26 protein-coding genes are annotated in these 14398 nt (G+C 50.7%); all 26 read right to left on the bottom strand.

Annotation, left to right across the window (positions count from 1 at the left end; genetic code table 11):
* Window positions 1-20: 20 nt before the first annotated feature.
* On the bottom strand, window positions 21-491 hold the full coding sequence (rplO, locus tag P6574_RS05710) for a 50S ribosomal protein L15 (protein WP_310619412.1): 471 nt from the start codon (window positions 489-491) through the stop codon (window positions 21-23).
* Window positions 492-512: 21 nt separating this feature from the next.
* Complete coding sequence (gene rpmD, locus P6574_RS05705) at window positions 513-707, bottom strand: 50S ribosomal protein L30 (protein ID WP_310619411.1); 195 nt, start codon at window positions 705-707, stop codon at window positions 513-515.
* A 41-nt stretch (window positions 708-748) separates the two neighbouring features.
* A complete protein-coding gene (rpsE, locus tag P6574_RS05700) occupies window positions 749-1312 on the bottom strand; it encodes a 30S ribosomal protein S5 (RefSeq protein ID WP_310619410.1) in 564 nt (187 codons plus the stop codon).
* Window positions 1313-1353: 41 nt separating this feature from the next.
* On the bottom strand, window positions 1354-1713 hold the full coding sequence (rplR, locus tag P6574_RS05695) for a 50S ribosomal protein L18 (RefSeq protein WP_310619409.1): 360 nt from the start codon (window positions 1711-1713) through the stop codon (window positions 1354-1356).
* A gap of 11 nt (window positions 1714-1724) precedes the next feature.
* Window positions 1725-2258, bottom strand: a complete 534-nt coding sequence (gene rplF / locus P6574_RS05690) for a 50S ribosomal protein L6 (protein WP_310619408.1) — start codon at window positions 2256-2258, stop codon at window positions 1725-1727.
* A 41-nt stretch (window positions 2259-2299) separates the two neighbouring features.
* Complete coding sequence (rpsH, locus tag P6574_RS05685) at window positions 2300-2698, bottom strand: 30S ribosomal protein S8 (RefSeq protein ID WP_310619407.1); 399 nt, start codon at window positions 2696-2698, stop codon at window positions 2300-2302.
* A 12-nt stretch (window positions 2699-2710) separates the two neighbouring features.
* Window positions 2711-3016: a 30S ribosomal protein S14 gene (rpsN, locus tag P6574_RS05680; RefSeq protein WP_310619406.1), complete on the bottom strand. Its 306-nt coding sequence runs from the start codon at window positions 3014-3016 to the stop codon at window positions 2711-2713.
* A 33-nt stretch (window positions 3017-3049) separates the two neighbouring features.
* On the bottom strand, window positions 3050-3607 hold the full coding sequence (gene rplE, locus P6574_RS05675; RefSeq protein ID WP_310619405.1) for a 50S ribosomal protein L5: 558 nt from the start codon (window positions 3605-3607) through the stop codon (window positions 3050-3052).
* On the bottom strand, window positions 3600-3917 hold the full coding sequence (gene rplX / locus P6574_RS05670; protein WP_310619404.1) for a 50S ribosomal protein L24: 318 nt from the start codon (window positions 3915-3917) through the stop codon (window positions 3600-3602). Before rplX ends, rplE begins: the two co-directional genes overlap by 8 nt.
* On the bottom strand, window positions 3917-4285 hold the full coding sequence (rplN, locus tag P6574_RS05665) for a 50S ribosomal protein L14 (protein ID WP_310619403.1): 369 nt from the start codon (window positions 4283-4285) through the stop codon (window positions 3917-3919). Before rplN ends, rplX begins: the two co-directional genes overlap by 1 nt.
* Window positions 4286-4343: 58 nt before the next feature.
* Entirely contained in the window at window positions 4344-4586 is a 243-nt protein-coding gene (rpsQ, locus tag P6574_RS05660) for a 30S ribosomal protein S17 (protein WP_310619402.1), read from the bottom strand.
* Window positions 4587-4596: 10 nt separating this feature from the next.
* Window positions 4597-4797, bottom strand: a complete 201-nt coding sequence (gene rpmC, locus P6574_RS05655) for a 50S ribosomal protein L29 (RefSeq protein ID WP_310619401.1) — start codon at window positions 4795-4797, stop codon at window positions 4597-4599.
* A 24-nt stretch (window positions 4798-4821) separates the two neighbouring features.
* Entirely contained in the window at window positions 4822-5235 is a 414-nt protein-coding gene (gene rplP, locus P6574_RS05650; protein WP_310619400.1) for a 50S ribosomal protein L16, read from the bottom strand.
* A gap of 45 nt (window positions 5236-5280) precedes the next feature.
* Entirely contained in the window at window positions 5281-5997 is a 717-nt protein-coding gene (rpsC, locus tag P6574_RS05645) for a 30S ribosomal protein S3 (RefSeq protein WP_310619399.1), read from the bottom strand.
* Window positions 5997-6377: a 50S ribosomal protein L22 gene (gene rplV / locus P6574_RS05640; protein WP_310619398.1), complete on the bottom strand. Its 381-nt coding sequence runs from the start codon at window positions 6375-6377 to the stop codon at window positions 5997-5999. The genes rpsC and rplV overlap by 1 nt, the downstream gene beginning before the upstream one ends.
* A gap of 2 nt (window positions 6378-6379) precedes the next feature.
* Window positions 6380-6658 carry a 30S ribosomal protein S19 gene (gene rpsS, locus P6574_RS05635; RefSeq protein WP_310619397.1) on the bottom strand — a complete coding sequence of 93 codons (279 nt, stop codon included), beginning with the start codon at window positions 6656-6658 and terminating at the stop codon, window positions 6380-6382.
* A 12-nt stretch (window positions 6659-6670) separates the two neighbouring features.
* The gene (rplB, locus tag P6574_RS05630) at window positions 6671-7504 is read right to left on the bottom strand and encodes a 50S ribosomal protein L2 (protein WP_310619396.1); all 834 of its coding nucleotides are present in this window, start codon (window positions 7502-7504) and stop codon (window positions 6671-6673) included.
* Window positions 7505-7521: 17 nt separating this feature from the next.
* Entirely contained in the window at window positions 7522-7812 is a 291-nt protein-coding gene (locus tag P6574_RS05625) for a 50S ribosomal protein L23 (RefSeq protein WP_310619395.1), read from the bottom strand.
* Window positions 7812-8429, bottom strand: coding sequence for a 50S ribosomal protein L4 (gene rplD / locus P6574_RS05620; RefSeq protein ID WP_310619394.1), 618 nt, complete (start codon window positions 8427-8429; stop codon window positions 7812-7814). The genes P6574_RS05625 and rplD overlap by 1 nt, the downstream gene beginning before the upstream one ends.
* The gene (rplC, locus tag P6574_RS05615) at window positions 8429-9145 is read right to left on the bottom strand and encodes a 50S ribosomal protein L3 (protein ID WP_310619393.1); all 717 of its coding nucleotides are present in this window, start codon (window positions 9143-9145) and stop codon (window positions 8429-8431) included. The genes rplD and rplC overlap by 1 nt, the downstream gene beginning before the upstream one ends.
* A gap of 20 nt (window positions 9146-9165) precedes the next feature.
* Window positions 9166-9474 carry a 30S ribosomal protein S10 gene (gene rpsJ / locus P6574_RS05610; RefSeq protein WP_068314098.1) on the bottom strand — a complete coding sequence of 103 codons (309 nt, stop codon included), beginning with the start codon at window positions 9472-9474 and terminating at the stop codon, window positions 9166-9168.
* 68 nt (window positions 9475-9542) lie between these two features.
* Window positions 9543-10718: an elongation factor Tu gene (tuf, locus tag P6574_RS05605; RefSeq protein ID WP_310619381.1), complete on the bottom strand. Its 1176-nt coding sequence runs from the start codon at window positions 10716-10718 to the stop codon at window positions 9543-9545.
* Between the two features lie 45 nt (window positions 10719-10763).
* Window positions 10764-12839: an elongation factor G gene (gene fusA / locus P6574_RS05600; protein ID WP_310619392.1), complete on the bottom strand. Its 2076-nt coding sequence runs from the start codon at window positions 12837-12839 to the stop codon at window positions 10764-10766.
* 25 nt (window positions 12840-12864) lie between these two features.
* Entirely contained in the window at window positions 12865-13335 is a 471-nt protein-coding gene (gene rpsG, locus P6574_RS05595; protein ID WP_310619391.1) for a 30S ribosomal protein S7, read from the bottom strand.
* A 13-nt stretch (window positions 13336-13348) separates the two neighbouring features.
* Window positions 13349-13720 (bottom strand): 30S ribosomal protein S12, encoded by a 372-nt coding sequence (gene rpsL / locus P6574_RS05590; RefSeq protein WP_310619390.1) that lies wholly within the window; start codon window positions 13718-13720, stop codon window positions 13349-13351.
* 361 nt (window positions 13721-14081) lie between these two features.
* Window positions 14082-14396: a regulator gene (locus P6574_RS05585; protein ID WP_310619389.1), complete on the bottom strand. Its 315-nt coding sequence runs from the start codon at window positions 14394-14396 to the stop codon at window positions 14082-14084.
* Window positions 14397-14398 lie beyond the last annotated feature (2 nt).

Here is a 14398-nt window from a genome sequence, read left to right as displayed (position 1 = left end):
ACCAAAAAAAAGAGCTAGGCCTATTCGGCCTTAGCTCCCTTGATAACGACTTTGCCGCCAGCTTTTTCAACTGCTTCAACAGCAGTTTTAGAAGCACCAGCAATTTCGAAAGTTACAGCTACTTTAAGCTCACCGTCTGAAAGAAGACGAACGCCGTCTCTCACACGCTTTACAATACCAGCTGCCTTCAATGATTCAACTGTAACAGGCGCAGAAGCATCAAGCTTACCAGCGTCAATTGCAGTTTGAATACGGCCCAAAGACACAATATTCAGGTCTTTAGCAAAGATGTTTGTGAAGCCGCGCTTTGGCAGACGACGATGCAATGGCATCTGACCGCCTTCAAAACCCTTAATGGCTACACCAGAACGGGACTTCTGACCTTTGACACCACGGCCACCGGTCTTACCCTTACCCGAACCAATACCGCGACCAACGCGAGTACGGCTCGGTGAAGCACCAGGATTGTCCTGGAGTTCATTGAGTTTCATTGTCTAATCTCCCGGCTCTCGTTACGCTTCTTCCACGACGCGAACCAGATGCTTGACCTTACGGATCATGCCGCGCACTTCAGGAGTATCCTTCAAAGTGCGGGTACGATGCATCTTGTTCAAGCCCAGGCCGATCAGTGTTGCACGCTGATCTGCTGGACGACGCAGTGGGCTGCCGATCTGTTCGACCGTTACGGTCTTTTCAGTAGTCGCCATGACACTAACCCTTGTTCAATCTAGTAAGCAAAAACCGAAGCTTACGCTTCAGCTTGTGCTACTGCCGCATCATCCTTGTCACGACGACGAGCCTGCAAAGTAGAAACCTTGAGGCCACGACGTGCAGCAACTGAACGTGGGCTATCTTCTTTTTTCAGAGCATCAAACGTCGCACGAACCATGTTGTACGGGTTAGATGTACCGAGAGATTTAGAAACAACATCCTGTACGCCAAGTGTTTCGAACACTGCACGCATAGGACCACCAGCGATGATACCAGTACCGGCAGGAGCTGCACGCAAGATTACCTTGCCTGCGCCGTGACGGCCTTCTACATCGTGATGAAGTGTACGGCCTTCGCGCAATGGCACACGAATCATCGTGCGCTTTGCAGCTTCAGTTGCCTTACGAATTGCTTCAGGCACTTCGCGGGCTTTACCATGACCAAAACCAACGCGGCCTTTCTGGTCACCAACTACAACAAGTGCAGCAAAGCCAAAGCGACGACCGCCTTTTACTACTTTTGCGACGCGGTTGATGTGAACGAGCTTATCGACAAATTCACTGTCGCGCTCATCACGATCCCGGTTATCCTGTCTCGCCATATTTTCGTCTTCCGTTTTCTAAAAGCACCCAAAGGCGCCGATCAGAATTCCAGTCCGCCTTCACGAGCAGCATCTGCCAAAGCCTTAACACGGCCATGGAACAGGTATCCACCACGATCAAACACAACTTGCTTAACACCAGCAGCCAGAGCGCGTTCTGCAACCAGCTTACCGATTACTTCGGCAGCGGCTTTGTCAGCGCCAGTCTTGAGAGTGCTCTTTACATCCGCTTCGATTGAAGATGCTGCAACAAGGGTTACACCCTTAGTGTCATCGATAATCTGAGCATAGATTTGCTTGGAAGAGCGGAAAACAGACAACCGTAGACGTCCATTCGCTACTTTTTTTACCGAGCGACGTACGCGAGCGCGACGACGTTCGAAAGAATTTCCATTCGCCATGGTCGTATCCGTTACTTCTTCTTGCCTTCCTTACGAACGATAAATTCGTCCGCATACCGCACGCCTTTGCCTTTATAAGGCTCAGGTGGACGGAATTCGCGAATATTCGCTGCAACCTGTCCAATGAGCTGCTTATCGATGCCGCTGATTTCAATTTCAGTCGGCTTCGGGCACTTGATTTCCACACCTTCAGGGATGTCAAATTTGACATCATGGGAAAAACCAAGGGCTAGATTCAGAGTTTTACCCTGAACTTGCGCACGGTAACCAACACCAGTAATCGCGAGCTTCTTTTGGAAGCCTTCGGATACACCAGTAATAAGGTTAGCGACCATAGTACGGCACATACCCCACATTGAACGAGCAGTTTTGCTCTCGTTGCGAGGAGTTACCTGAATACCTGCATCTGTCATCTCGACGAGAACGAGGTCATGAGCCACGAAGGAAAGCGTTCCCTTCGGGCCCTTGACTTCTACGTTCTGGCCGTTGATCGATGCCGTTACCCCGCTAAGCACGGGGACTGGCTTTTTGCCAATACGAGACATAGGATCAACCTGTCAGTTTGTATTAGTAGAACATTGCCGCATCAGAAGACGCGGCAAAGAACCTCACCACCCACATTTTTTTCGCGGGCTTCATGATCTGCCATCACACCTTGAGGTGTGGACAGAATAGAAATGCCCAGGCCATTGGCCACATGTGGAATGTTTTTCACTGAAGAATAAACACGACGGCCAGGCTTAGATACGCGCTCAATCGTGCGAATCACTGGCTCATTGTCAAAATACTTCAGCTCAATTTCGAGCTCGGACTTACCACCGTCAAATGCGGTAGTAGAGTAGCCACGGATATAACCTTCCGCAGCTAAAACGTCCAAGATGTTTGCGCGCAATTTTGACGCAGGGGTGGATACCCGTGCTTTGCCACGCAAGTGCGCATTACGAATGCGCGTGATCATATCCCCGACTGGATCGGAAATCGACATAGCAGTAACTCCTTACCAGCTCGACTTCACGAGACCCGGGATCTTGCCCAGGGAACCCAACTCACGAAGCGCAATACGCGACATCTTAAGTTTGCGATAATAACCGCGTGGGCGACCTGTGACTTCACACCGGTTGCGTACCCGTGTAGGCGCGGAATTGCGCGGCAGCTTTGCAAGCTTAAGCCGGGCATTAAACCGCTCCTCCAGGGACAGGCTCTCGTCCTTGGCCATCGCCTTCAGGGCAGCGCGCTTTGAAGCGTACTTGCTTACAAGACGCTCACGCCGCTTATTTTTTTCGACCGCGCTTTTCTTCGCCATCGTCTGTCCTCGTTCCTTTCCCGTATACCGCTTTTATTTGCGGAACGGGAAGTTGAACGCGCGCAGTAATTCACGCGCTTCGTCATCGGTTTTCGCAGTGGTGCAGACCACAACATCCATACCCCACATTTGATCTACTTTATCGTAGTCAATTTCAGGGAAAACGATGTGTTCTTTAAGACCCATTGCATAATTACCACGCCCGTCGAAACTTTTTGGGTTCAGACCACGGAAGTCACGAACACGCGGAAGCGCGATTGTAACCAAACGGTCCAAGAACTCAAACATTTTCGCACGACGGAGGGTAACTTTCGCACCCAGCGGCATGTCTTCACGAACCTTAAAGGTCGCGATAGATTTCTTAGCACGGGTAATAACCGCCTTTTGACCAGCAATCAAGCTAAGATCTTCAGAAGCGATCCGAGCTTTCTTGCTGTCGCCGACAGCTTCACCAACACCCATGTTCAAAACTACCTTCTCTATCGAAGGAATTTCCATAGGGTTTGCGTAGTTGAATTTCTCCTGCAGCTGGGCACGCACTACTTCATCGTAGTGCGCTTTCAGCTTGGGAGTGTAAGTAGCGTCAGCCATCAATCACGTCTCCCGAACGTTTGGCGACACGCTGAGTGACGCCATCTTCGTTGGTCGTGAAACCGACGCGGGTCGGCTTGCCATCCTTAGGATCAGCAATGGCAATATTGGAAAGCTGAATAGGAGCTTCCTTTGTGATGATACCGCCCTCGCTCTGCTGGGTCTGGCGCTGGTGCTTGCGCACCAAGTTAACGCCACGCACGACAGCGCGATTCTCGGACGGAAGCATCTGGATCACTTCCCCAGTCTTCCCTTTGTCACGACCGGCAATTACGACGACTTTGTCGCCCTTTTTGATCTTCGCGGGCATCAGAGCACCTCCGGCGCAAGCGAAATGATCTTCATGTGATTCTTAGCACGCAGTTCGCGAGGAACTGGGCCAAAAATACGTGTTCCGATCGGTTCTTTGTTATTGTTGATCAGTACGGCCGCATTGCGGTCGAAACGGATCACACTGCCATCGGCGCGGCGGACATCTTTTGCCGTGCGCACGACGACTGCTTTCATCACGTCGCCCTTTTTCACACGGCCCCGTGGGATAGCTTCTTTTACAGACACCACAATGATGTCTCCAACGCCAGCATACTTCCGCTTGGAACCGCCGAGCACCTTGATGCACATTACACGACGCGCACCGGAGTTATCCGCCACGTCGAGGTTTGTTTGCATCTGAATCATGACTCGTCGCCTTGTTCTTTTCTCAGCGCCTCTAAATTAAAAGCACCGGATGCGTTCATTAGCTTGTTGCTTCGTTAGAAACAACAGTCCAATTCTTATTCTTAGAAATTGGTGCACACTCTTCGATAGAGACAGTGTCACCAACCTTGTAAGAATTGTTTTCATCATGTGCACGATACTTTTTCGTACGGCGCACAGTTTTCTTCAGCAACGGGTGGGTAAAGCGACGCTCTACCTTAACCGTTACCGTCTTATCATTCGCATCGCTCACGACGATACCCTGCAATATACGCTTTGGCATCCTCGACTCCTTATGCGTTAATAGACGTGCGCTTTTCGCGCATGATGGTTTGGATCTGCGCAATGTCACGACGAACTTCGCGGACACGTGCAGTATTTTCGAGCTGACCTGTTGCCTTCTGAAAGCGCAAGTTGAACTGCTCTTTCTTCAGAGCTGAAAGATCGTCTTTCAACTGATCTTCAGTCTTTGCTCTTACGTCGCTAGCCTTCATGGCCTTAACCTCTCAACTGTCCGATCACTCGCCGATGCGCTGGACAAACCGGCACTTGATCGGGAGTTTGGCAGCAGCCAGACGGAATGCTTCACGAGCAATCTCTTCTGACACACCATCAACCTCAAACATGATACGGCCTGGTTTGACCTTACATGCCCAGTATTCAGGACTACCCTTACCTTTACCCATACGTACTTCTGCTGGTTTCGAAGAAACCGGTACATCCGGGAAAATTCGGATCCACACACGACCTGCACGTTTCATGTGACGGGTCATGGCACGACGGGCCGCCTCGATCTGACGAGCGGTGATCCGCTCAGGCTCCAATGCCTTCATTCCGAAGGCACCGAAGTTGAGGTCTGTACCGCCCTTGGCATCGCCATGGATACGGCCCTTGTGCTGCTTGCGGAACTTAGTTCGCTTAGGTTGCAGCATCGCTTTTCTCTCGCTTATCTAGTCTGTCGAAAAGAGGTGCTGCAATTAAGCAGCACGCTCGCGTCGACCGCCGCCCTGGCGTTCGTTTTTGCCACCACCTTCGGTCGCACGACGTTCAGAAGCCATTGGATCATGCTCAAGGATTTCTCCTTTGAAGATCCAGACTTTAACGCCACACGCGCCATAAGCAGTATGCGCAGTAGCAGTACCATAGTCGATGTCTGCACGAAGAGTGTGCAGAGGCACGCGACCTTCACGGTACCATTCGATACGCGCGATTTCCGCGCCACCCAGACGGCCACCACAGTTAATGCGGATGCCCTGAGCGCCAAGACGCATTGCAGACTGAACTGCACGCTTCATGGCACGGCGGAATGCAACACGACGTTCCAGCTGTTGAGCAATAGATGCTGCAACAAGAGCTGCGTCTGTTTCCGGCTTGCGCACTTCAACAATGTTGAGGTGTACTTCCGAATTGGTCATCTCGGAGAGCTTCTTGCGAAGACGCTCGATGTCCGCACCTTTTTTACCAATAACAACACCTGGACGACCAGAGTGGATTGTTACGCGGCACTTACGGTGTGGACGCTCGATAACCACTTTAGATACAGCAGCCTGCTTAAGTTCTTTAAGCAGGTACTCACGAATGCGGAAATCTTCATGAAGAAGATCGCCATATTCGTTCTTGCCAGCAAACCAGCGGGAGTCCCAAGTCCGGTTAATGCCGAGGCGAAAACCGATCGGATTAATCTTCTGTCCCATCAGGCAGTCTCCTCAACTTCGCGAACCACGATGGTCAGGTTAGCGAACGGCTTTTGGATCCGTCCTACACGACCACGGGCACGTGGCTGGAAGCGCTTCATTACGAGCGCTTTGCCGACGAATGCCTCGGCGACGACAAGATTGTCGACGTCGAGATCATGATTGTTTTCCGCGTTTGCAATAGCAGACATCAAGGTTTTCTTGACATCACCAGCGATGCGCTTGCGGGAGAATGTCAGGTCAGCAAGAGCTGAGCTAACTTTCTTACCGCGGATCGATGCAGCAACAAGGTTTAGCTTCTGCGGGGAAACCCGCAGCATGCGGCATACTGCCTTTGCCTCGTTGTCGGCGAGCGTCCGCTCCTGCTTCTGCTTGCCCATCGTTATTTCCTCTTCGCCTTTTTGTCAGCTCCGTGACCGTAGTAAGTGCGAGTTGGGGAATATTCACCCAGCTTCTGACCTACCATGTCTTCGCTGATCAAAACAGGAATGTGCTTCTGGCCGTTATAAACGCCAAAGGTCAACCCCACGAATTGCGGAAGGATAGTGGAACGGCGGCTCCAGGTCTTAATGACCTCGTTGCGGCCGGACTCACGAACCTTTTCCGCTTTTTTCAGGAGGTAACCGTCAACAAACGGGCCTTTCCAGATCGAACGTGTCACGATCCGTCCCTCTTATTTCTTCCGCGAGTGACGTGAACGAACGATAAACTTATCGCTCGACTTATTACGTCGCGTGCGCTTGCCTTTAGTTGGCTTACCCCAAGGAGTAACCGGATGACGTCCACCAGATGTGCGACCCTCACCACCACCATGTGGGTGATCTACAGGGTTCATTGCAACACCACGAACATGTGGACGACGACCAAGCCAACGTGAACGACCAGCCTTACCATAATTGATATTGGCGTGATCAGGGTTGGAAACCGCACCGATCGAAGCCATGCAGGTACCGAGAACTCGGCGCTGCTCACCAGACAGGAGACGGATTACAGTGTAGCCAGCATCGCGGCCAACAATCTGAGCGTAAGCACCGGCTGAGCGAGCAATCTGCGCGCCTTTACCTGGCTTCATCTCGATGTTGTGCACAATGGTACCAACTGGAATGGAAGCGAGAGGCATAGCATTGCCCGGCTTCACATCAACGGATTGACCAGCAATAACCTTATCACCAGCAGCTAGGCGCTGAGGTGCCAAGATGTATGCCTGCTCACCGTCTTCGTAGGTAACCAACGCGATAAAAGCAGTACGGTTAGGATCGTACTCAAGGCGCTCTACTGTACCGACAACGTCGAATTTACGACGCTTGAAGTCGATTAAACGGTATGTGCGCTTGTGACCACCACCAATGTTGTTGGCGGTCTTGCGACCCATGTTGTTACGACCACCAGACTTGGAAAGACCTTCAGTCAATTTCTTGACTGGTTTACCCTTCCAAAGACCAGAACGGTCCACCTGCACCAGCTGACGACGGCCAGGAGATGTTGGATTAAATGTCTTAAGTGCCATTTGTTCCTACCTCGCCCTTAAAGACCTGTCGTCACATCGATGGACTGACCGTCCTCGAGTGTGACCACTGCTTTTTTGAAGTCAGTCTGACGACCGAGGATTCCGCGGAAACGCTTTGTCTTACCCTTACGAATAAGAGTATTGACAGCCTTTACCTTCACACCGAACAGGCCTTCAACAGCAGCTTTGATTTGCGGCTTAGTGGCCGTAATCGCTACTTTGAATACAACTTTGTTCTCTTCAGAAGCAAAAGTTGCCTTTTCAGTGATAACCGGAGAAACGATTGTATCGTAATGATTAATGTTCATTAGAAACGCTCCTCTAGTGCAGTAACAGCAGCTTTGGTCAACACCAATGTGTCACGACGAAGAATGTCGTAAACGTTGATGCCTTGAACCGGAAGCACGTCAACCAATGGAATGTTGCGGGAAGCAATACCGAAGTTTGCATCCACTTCTTTACCATCGATGATCAATACGTTGTTCAAGCCCAAAGTTTCCAGCTGGCCTTTAACTGACTTTGTCTTTGCTTCAGCTGCTTTCGCATCTTCAACAATGATCAAGTGACCAGCCGCAGCTTTTGCGGAAAGCGCGTGTTTCAGACCAAGCGCACGAACCTTCTTAGGAAGATCGATTGCGTGACTGCGGACAACAGGTCCGAACGCTTTACCACCGCCGCGGAACTGAGGCGCTTTACGGTTACCGTGACGAGCGCCGCCAGAACCCTTCTGCTTAACGAATTTCTTTGTGGTACCATTTACTTCGGAACGACCCAAAGTTTTATGTGTACCAGCCTGACGCTTTGCAAGCTGCCAGCGAACTACGCGCTGGATCAGATCCGCGCGCGGCTCGAGACCAAAGATCTCGTCAGATACGGTGATCGAACCGGCTGCACCGCCGCCGAGGGTCTTAACCTCGAGTTCCATCACTCACCTTCCTTCCCGGTTTCGCTCGTAGCAACCGTGTCCAGCTGACGGAAAGAACCAGGAACTGGAACGTTTTCCGGCAAAGCCTTCTTGATTGCATCACGAACGAGGATCCAGCCGCCCTTAGAACCAGGCACGGAACCTTCAACCATGATCAAACCGCGTTCAACGTCGGTACGTACGATCTTCAGGTTCTGAGTGGTAACGCGTTCATCACCTAGGTGACCGGCCATTTTCTTGCCTTTGAACACTTTACCGGGATCCTGACACTGACCCGTTGAACCGTGTGCGCGGTGAGAAATCGACACACCGTGGGAAGCGCGACCGCCCCCGAAATTGTGACGTTTCATAGCACCTGCAAAGCCCTTACCGATAGATGTACCGGTAACGTCCACGAACTGACCTGTTACATAGTGATCAGCAGTAATTTCTGCACCCACTTCGATCAGTTTGTCTTCGTCAACACGGAACTCGGCAAGCTTGCGCTTAGGCTCAACTTTTGCTGCTGCAAAGTGGCCGCGCATTGCACGGTTTGTGTTTTTAACTTTAGCTGCACCAACACCAAGCTGTAGTGCTGTGTAGCCGTTTTTATCTTCCGTCCGGTGGGCTACGACTTGACACTTGTCGAGACATAGAACTGTAACAGGCACGTGTTCACCAGCTTCGCTGTATACACGTGTCATACCCACTTTTCGTGCGATCACTCCAGAACGCATCGGCATCCCCTTGGTCCGCCTTAAAGCTTGATCTCGACGTCCACACCGGCAGCCAGGTCGAGCTTCATAAGAGCATCTACTGTCTGTGGTGTTGGATCGACGATGTCGAGGAGGCGCTTATGAGTGCGCATCTCAAACTGATCACGGCTTTTCTTGTCGATGTGCGGACCGCGAAGTACTGTGTACTTTTCGATACGCGTCGGCAACGGTACGGGTCCGCGCACTTGTGCGCCTGTCCGTTTCGCCGTGTTAACGATCTCCTTTGTGGAGGCGTCGAGAACACGGTGATCAAACGCCTTCAGGCGGATCCGAATATTCTGACCGTTCATGACTTATCCCTACTGGGTAAGGTCAGGCGATAGCTCCTAGAAAGGAGCACCGCCTCCAAACCCAATTCTTATTCGATGATTTCAGCTACAACGCCGGCACCAACGGTACGACCACCTTCGCGAATAGCGAAGCGCAGACCGTCTTCCATAGCGATAGGCACGATCAGTTCAACTGAAACTGAGATGTTATCGCCAGGCATTACCATTTCTGTGCCTTCTGGCAGAGAAACAACACCAGTCACGTCAGTTGTACGGAAGTAGAACTGTGGACGGTAGTTGGTGAAGAATGGTGTATGACGACCACCCTCTTCCTTGGTGAGGATGTATGCCTCTGCCTTGAACTTTGTGTGCGGAGTAACGGAACCCGGCTTACAAAGAACCTGACCACGCTCAACTTCTTCACGAGCTACGCCGCGAATAAGTGCGCCGATGTTGTCGCCTGCTTCACCGCGATCAAGCAGCTTGCGGAACATTTCAACACCAGTAACAGTGGTCTTAGTCGTATCTTTGATACCAACGATTTCGACTTCTTCACCAACGTTGATGATACCGCGCTCTACACGACCGGTTACAACAGTACCACGGCCAGAGATAGAGAACACATCTTCGATTGGCATCAGGAATGGCAGGTCGCGAGGACGTTCCGGAGTAGGAATGTAATCATCAACAGCAGCCATCAGTTCAACGATCTTGTCTTTGCCGATCGCGTCGTCGCGGTCTTCAAGAGCAGCAAGAGCTGAACCTGCAATGATAGGAATATCATCGCCTGGGAATTCGTAGGAAGACAGAAGTTCACGAACTTCCATTTCTACGAGTTCAAGAAGCTCTTCATCATCAACCTGGTCAACTTTGTTCATGAAGACAACCAGAGCAGGAACACCAACCTGACGTGCGAGCAGAATGTGCTCACGTGTCTGAGGCATTGGGCCATCTGCAGCGTTAACAACGAGGATCGCGCCATCCATCTGAGCCGCACCGGTGATCATGTTTTTCACATAATCGGCGTGGCCTGGACAGTCAACGTGTGCGTAGTGACGAGCTTCGGTTTCATATTCAACGTGTGCTGTTGAAATGGTGATACCGCGAGCACGCTCTTCAGGAGCGCCATCGATTTCGTCGTAAGCCTTGAAATCACCGAAAGATTTGGTGATCGCAGCTGTCAAAGTTGTTTTGCCGTGGTCAACGTGGCCGATTGTGCCGATGTTGACGTGTGGCTTTGTACGTTCAAATTTTTCTTTAGCCATCGGATTTCTCCGTTCTCTCTGTAATCCTTTTGACTGCGATTAGGTTTAGGCGTACTTCGCCATAACCTCATCAGCAACAGCCTGAGGGACTTGATCGTAATGATCGAACACCATGGAATACTGCGCACGTCCTTGCGACATAGAGCGCAAGTTGTTGACGTAACCAAACATGTTGGCCAGCGGAACCATAGCAGTGATAACGGTCACGACACCGCGGTTTTCGGTACCAGCAATCTGTCCACGACGGGAATTCAGATCACCAATCACGTCACCCATGTAATCTTCAGGGGTAACAACCTCAACCTTCATAATTGGTTCCAGAAGTTTAGGTCCAGCTTTGGAAATAGCTTCACGGAAACCAGCACGACCGGCGATCTCAAACGCTAGAACCGAGGAGTCAACATCATGATAGGCACCGTCCGTAAGAACAGCCTTGATATCAACCATCGGGAACCCAGCAAGTGGACCGGAAGACATGACGCTTTGGATACCTTTGGATACACCAGGGATGTATTCCTTAGGCACGTTACCGCCAACAATCGTGTTATCAAACTCAAATCCAGCACCAACTTCGTTAGGCAGGATAGAGAGTTTAATGCGAGCAAACTGACCAGTACCACCGGACTGCTTTTTATGCGTGTAATCAACATCCGCAGGACGGGTGATGGTTTCACGGTAAGCAACCTGAGGCGCACCGATGTTTGCTTCAACCTTGAATTCACGCTTCATGCGATCAACAAGGATATCCAGGTGAAGTTCACCCATACCAGCAATAATAGTCTGGCCGGATTCTTCATCTGTCTTTACGCGGAAGGACGGATCCTCAGCAGCCAAGCGATTCAGGGCAAGACCCATCTTCTCTTGGTCACCTTTGGTTTTAGGCTCTACAGCGATCTCGATAACCGGATCCGGGAACTCCATACGTTCCAAGATAACTGGCTTGAGAGGATCACAAAGAGTATCACCAGTAGTGGTGTCCTTCAGGCCTGCGATAGCAACAATATCACCTGCATAGGCTACATCGATGTCATCGCGGGAATTTGAGTGCATCTGCATCATGCGACCAACGCGTTCGCGCTTGCCTTTAACAGTGTTCAGCACAGAAGAACCCTTGGAAAGTACACCAGAGTAAATACGTGCGAATGTCAAAGAACCAACGAACGGATCGTTCATGATCTTAAATGCAAGCATACCGAGCGGCTCTTCATCAGAAGACTCGCGTACAGTTTCTTCTTCAGTCTTAGCGTCGATGCCTTTAATGGCAGGAACTTCGACTGGGCTTGGCAGGTAATCGACAACAGCATCAAGAAGAGGTTGAACACCTTTGTTCTTAAACGCCGTACCACACAGAACAGGAACAAAGTCCCCTGCGATCGTACCCTTACGAATAAGCTCTTGAAGCTTCTCATTGGAAGGCTCTTCACCTTCAAGATAAGCTTCCATTGCTGCTTCATCGACTTCAACTGCACCCTCGATAAGTTTATCGCGGAATTCAGCTGCTTTATCAGCAAGTTCTGCAGGAATATCGAGCTCATCCCAGCTTGCGCCGAGGCTCTCGCCATTCCAAACCAATGCCTTCATCTTCAGAAGATCGACAACACCAGCAAATTCGCTTTCAGCACCGATTGGCAGCTGCAAGCAAAGCGGGTTTGCGCCGAGACGCTTCTCGATCATTTCTACACAACGGTAGAAATCAGCACCGAGCTTATCCATCTTGTTGACGAAGATCATACGCGGAACGTTGTACTTGTCAGCCTGACGCCATACGGTTTCAGTCTGAGGTTCAACACCAGCGTTTGCATCAAGAAGAGCTACAGCACCATCAAGAACACGCAGGGAACGTTCAACTTCAATTGTGAAGTCAACGTGACCTGGAGTATCAATGATGTTCAGACGCTTACCATTCCAGTGAGCTGTAGTAGCAGCAGAAGTAATGGTAATACCACGCTCCTGCTCCTGCTCCATCCAGTCCATAGTGGCAGCACCATCATGAACTTCACCGATTTTGTGTGACTTACCGGTGTAATAGAGGATACGCTCTGTTGTCGTCGTCTTACCAGCATCAATGTGAGCCATGATGCCGAAGTTACGGTAGTCCTCGATATTATGCGTGCGTGACATGGCAGTCAGCCTCTATTCCAGGTAATTACCAACGATAGTGCGAGAATGCACGGTTAGCTTCAGCCATCCGGTGCGTATCTTCGCGCTTTTTAACGGAGTTACCGCGATTGTTCGCAGCATCAAGCAATTCGCCTGACAAACGACCAACCATAGTGGTTTCATTACGGCCACGTGCAGCAGAAATCAACCAGCGAATCGCCAAAGCCTGACGACGCTCGGTACGAACTTCAACAGGCACCTGATAAGTAGCACCACCAACACGGCGGGAACGAACTTCTACCTGAGGCATCACATTCTCAAGCGCTCCATGGAACACTTCGATAGGGTTATTGCCTGTTTTTTTCTCTACAACTTCAAACGCACCATATACAATGCGCTCTGCTGTGGATTTCTTACCATCGAGCATTACCGCGTTCATGAACTTGGTAACCACGATATCTCCGAACTTTGGATCCGGAATAACTTGACGCTTTTCAGCGGCGTGACGGCGGGACATCTATTATATCCTATTATTTCGGACGCTTAGCGCCATACTTAGAACGACGCTGCTTACGATCTTTAACACCCTGGGTATCAAGCACACCACGGATAATGTGGTAGCGCACACCCGGCAAATCCTTCACACGACCGCCGCGAATCATCACAACAGAGTGCTCCTGCAGGTTATGCCCCTCACCAGGAATATAACCGATTACTTCAAAGCCATTTGTAAGGCGGATCTTTGCCACTTTACGAAGAGCCGAGTTCGGCTTCTTTGGAGTCGTTGTATACACACGAGTACACACGCCGCGCTTCTGCGGGCAGGCCTCCATTGCCGGTACCTTGTTCCGCTTCGGCGGAACGGTCCGTGTTTTACGGATCAACTGGTTGATCGTCGGCATACTTAATTGCCCTTTACCTAATGTTCTTCAGCCAAAAGCCGATAAGCTTTGCACGCAGCGCAACACACCCAAACAAGATGCAGCAGCTATCGTTGTACAAACCTATACAAGCTTCCAACACATATTCGTCTTTGAACCCGACAGCGTTTAAGCTTCAGTATTTCAGTAACGCGGCGTTACCAAAAAAGGACATTGCTTACCGCCTGCCATAAGGTTGCGCGAAAACTACTCACCAGCACATCAAAGGTCAAGTGGTTTCCATAGAAAATCTTCCGGAACTCAAATTATATCAGTGCGTAGGGGCTTTTTCGCCAACGGCACTGCTGATTTCCCACCAAAATGGCGTTGGGTAAACTCAGTTTCAAGAGTCCTTAAAGGCAATGATCGCCACATTTCCGGCCAGCGCGTCTTGATAGGCATCTCCCAAAGTGTCGTCCTCGGGCACTTCCGTGACCACACCGATCTGGTCCAGCTCTGCAGAAACATAGCCTTGCTCACCTAAAGATTCCAGCGAGCGACGCACAGCGGCATCATCATCGGCTGCTGTTAAAAGGATGTTAAACGGTATGGCATCTTCCGGATCGCCATCCTCAACTTCCCAGCCGCGGCCAACAAGCACATATACTATTGGCCCAGAGTCACTGTCGATCATGTCAGAGAGTTTTTTGTCTTCCATTT

Origin of the sequence: Pseudovibrio sp. M1P-2-3 (genome assembly GCF_031501865.1) — a bacterium.
GTDB classification, from domain to species: Bacteria; Pseudomonadota; Alphaproteobacteria; order Rhizobiales; family Stappiaceae; genus Pseudovibrio; species Pseudovibrio corallicola.
This window is presented reverse-complemented; position numbering and strand designations above follow the sequence as displayed.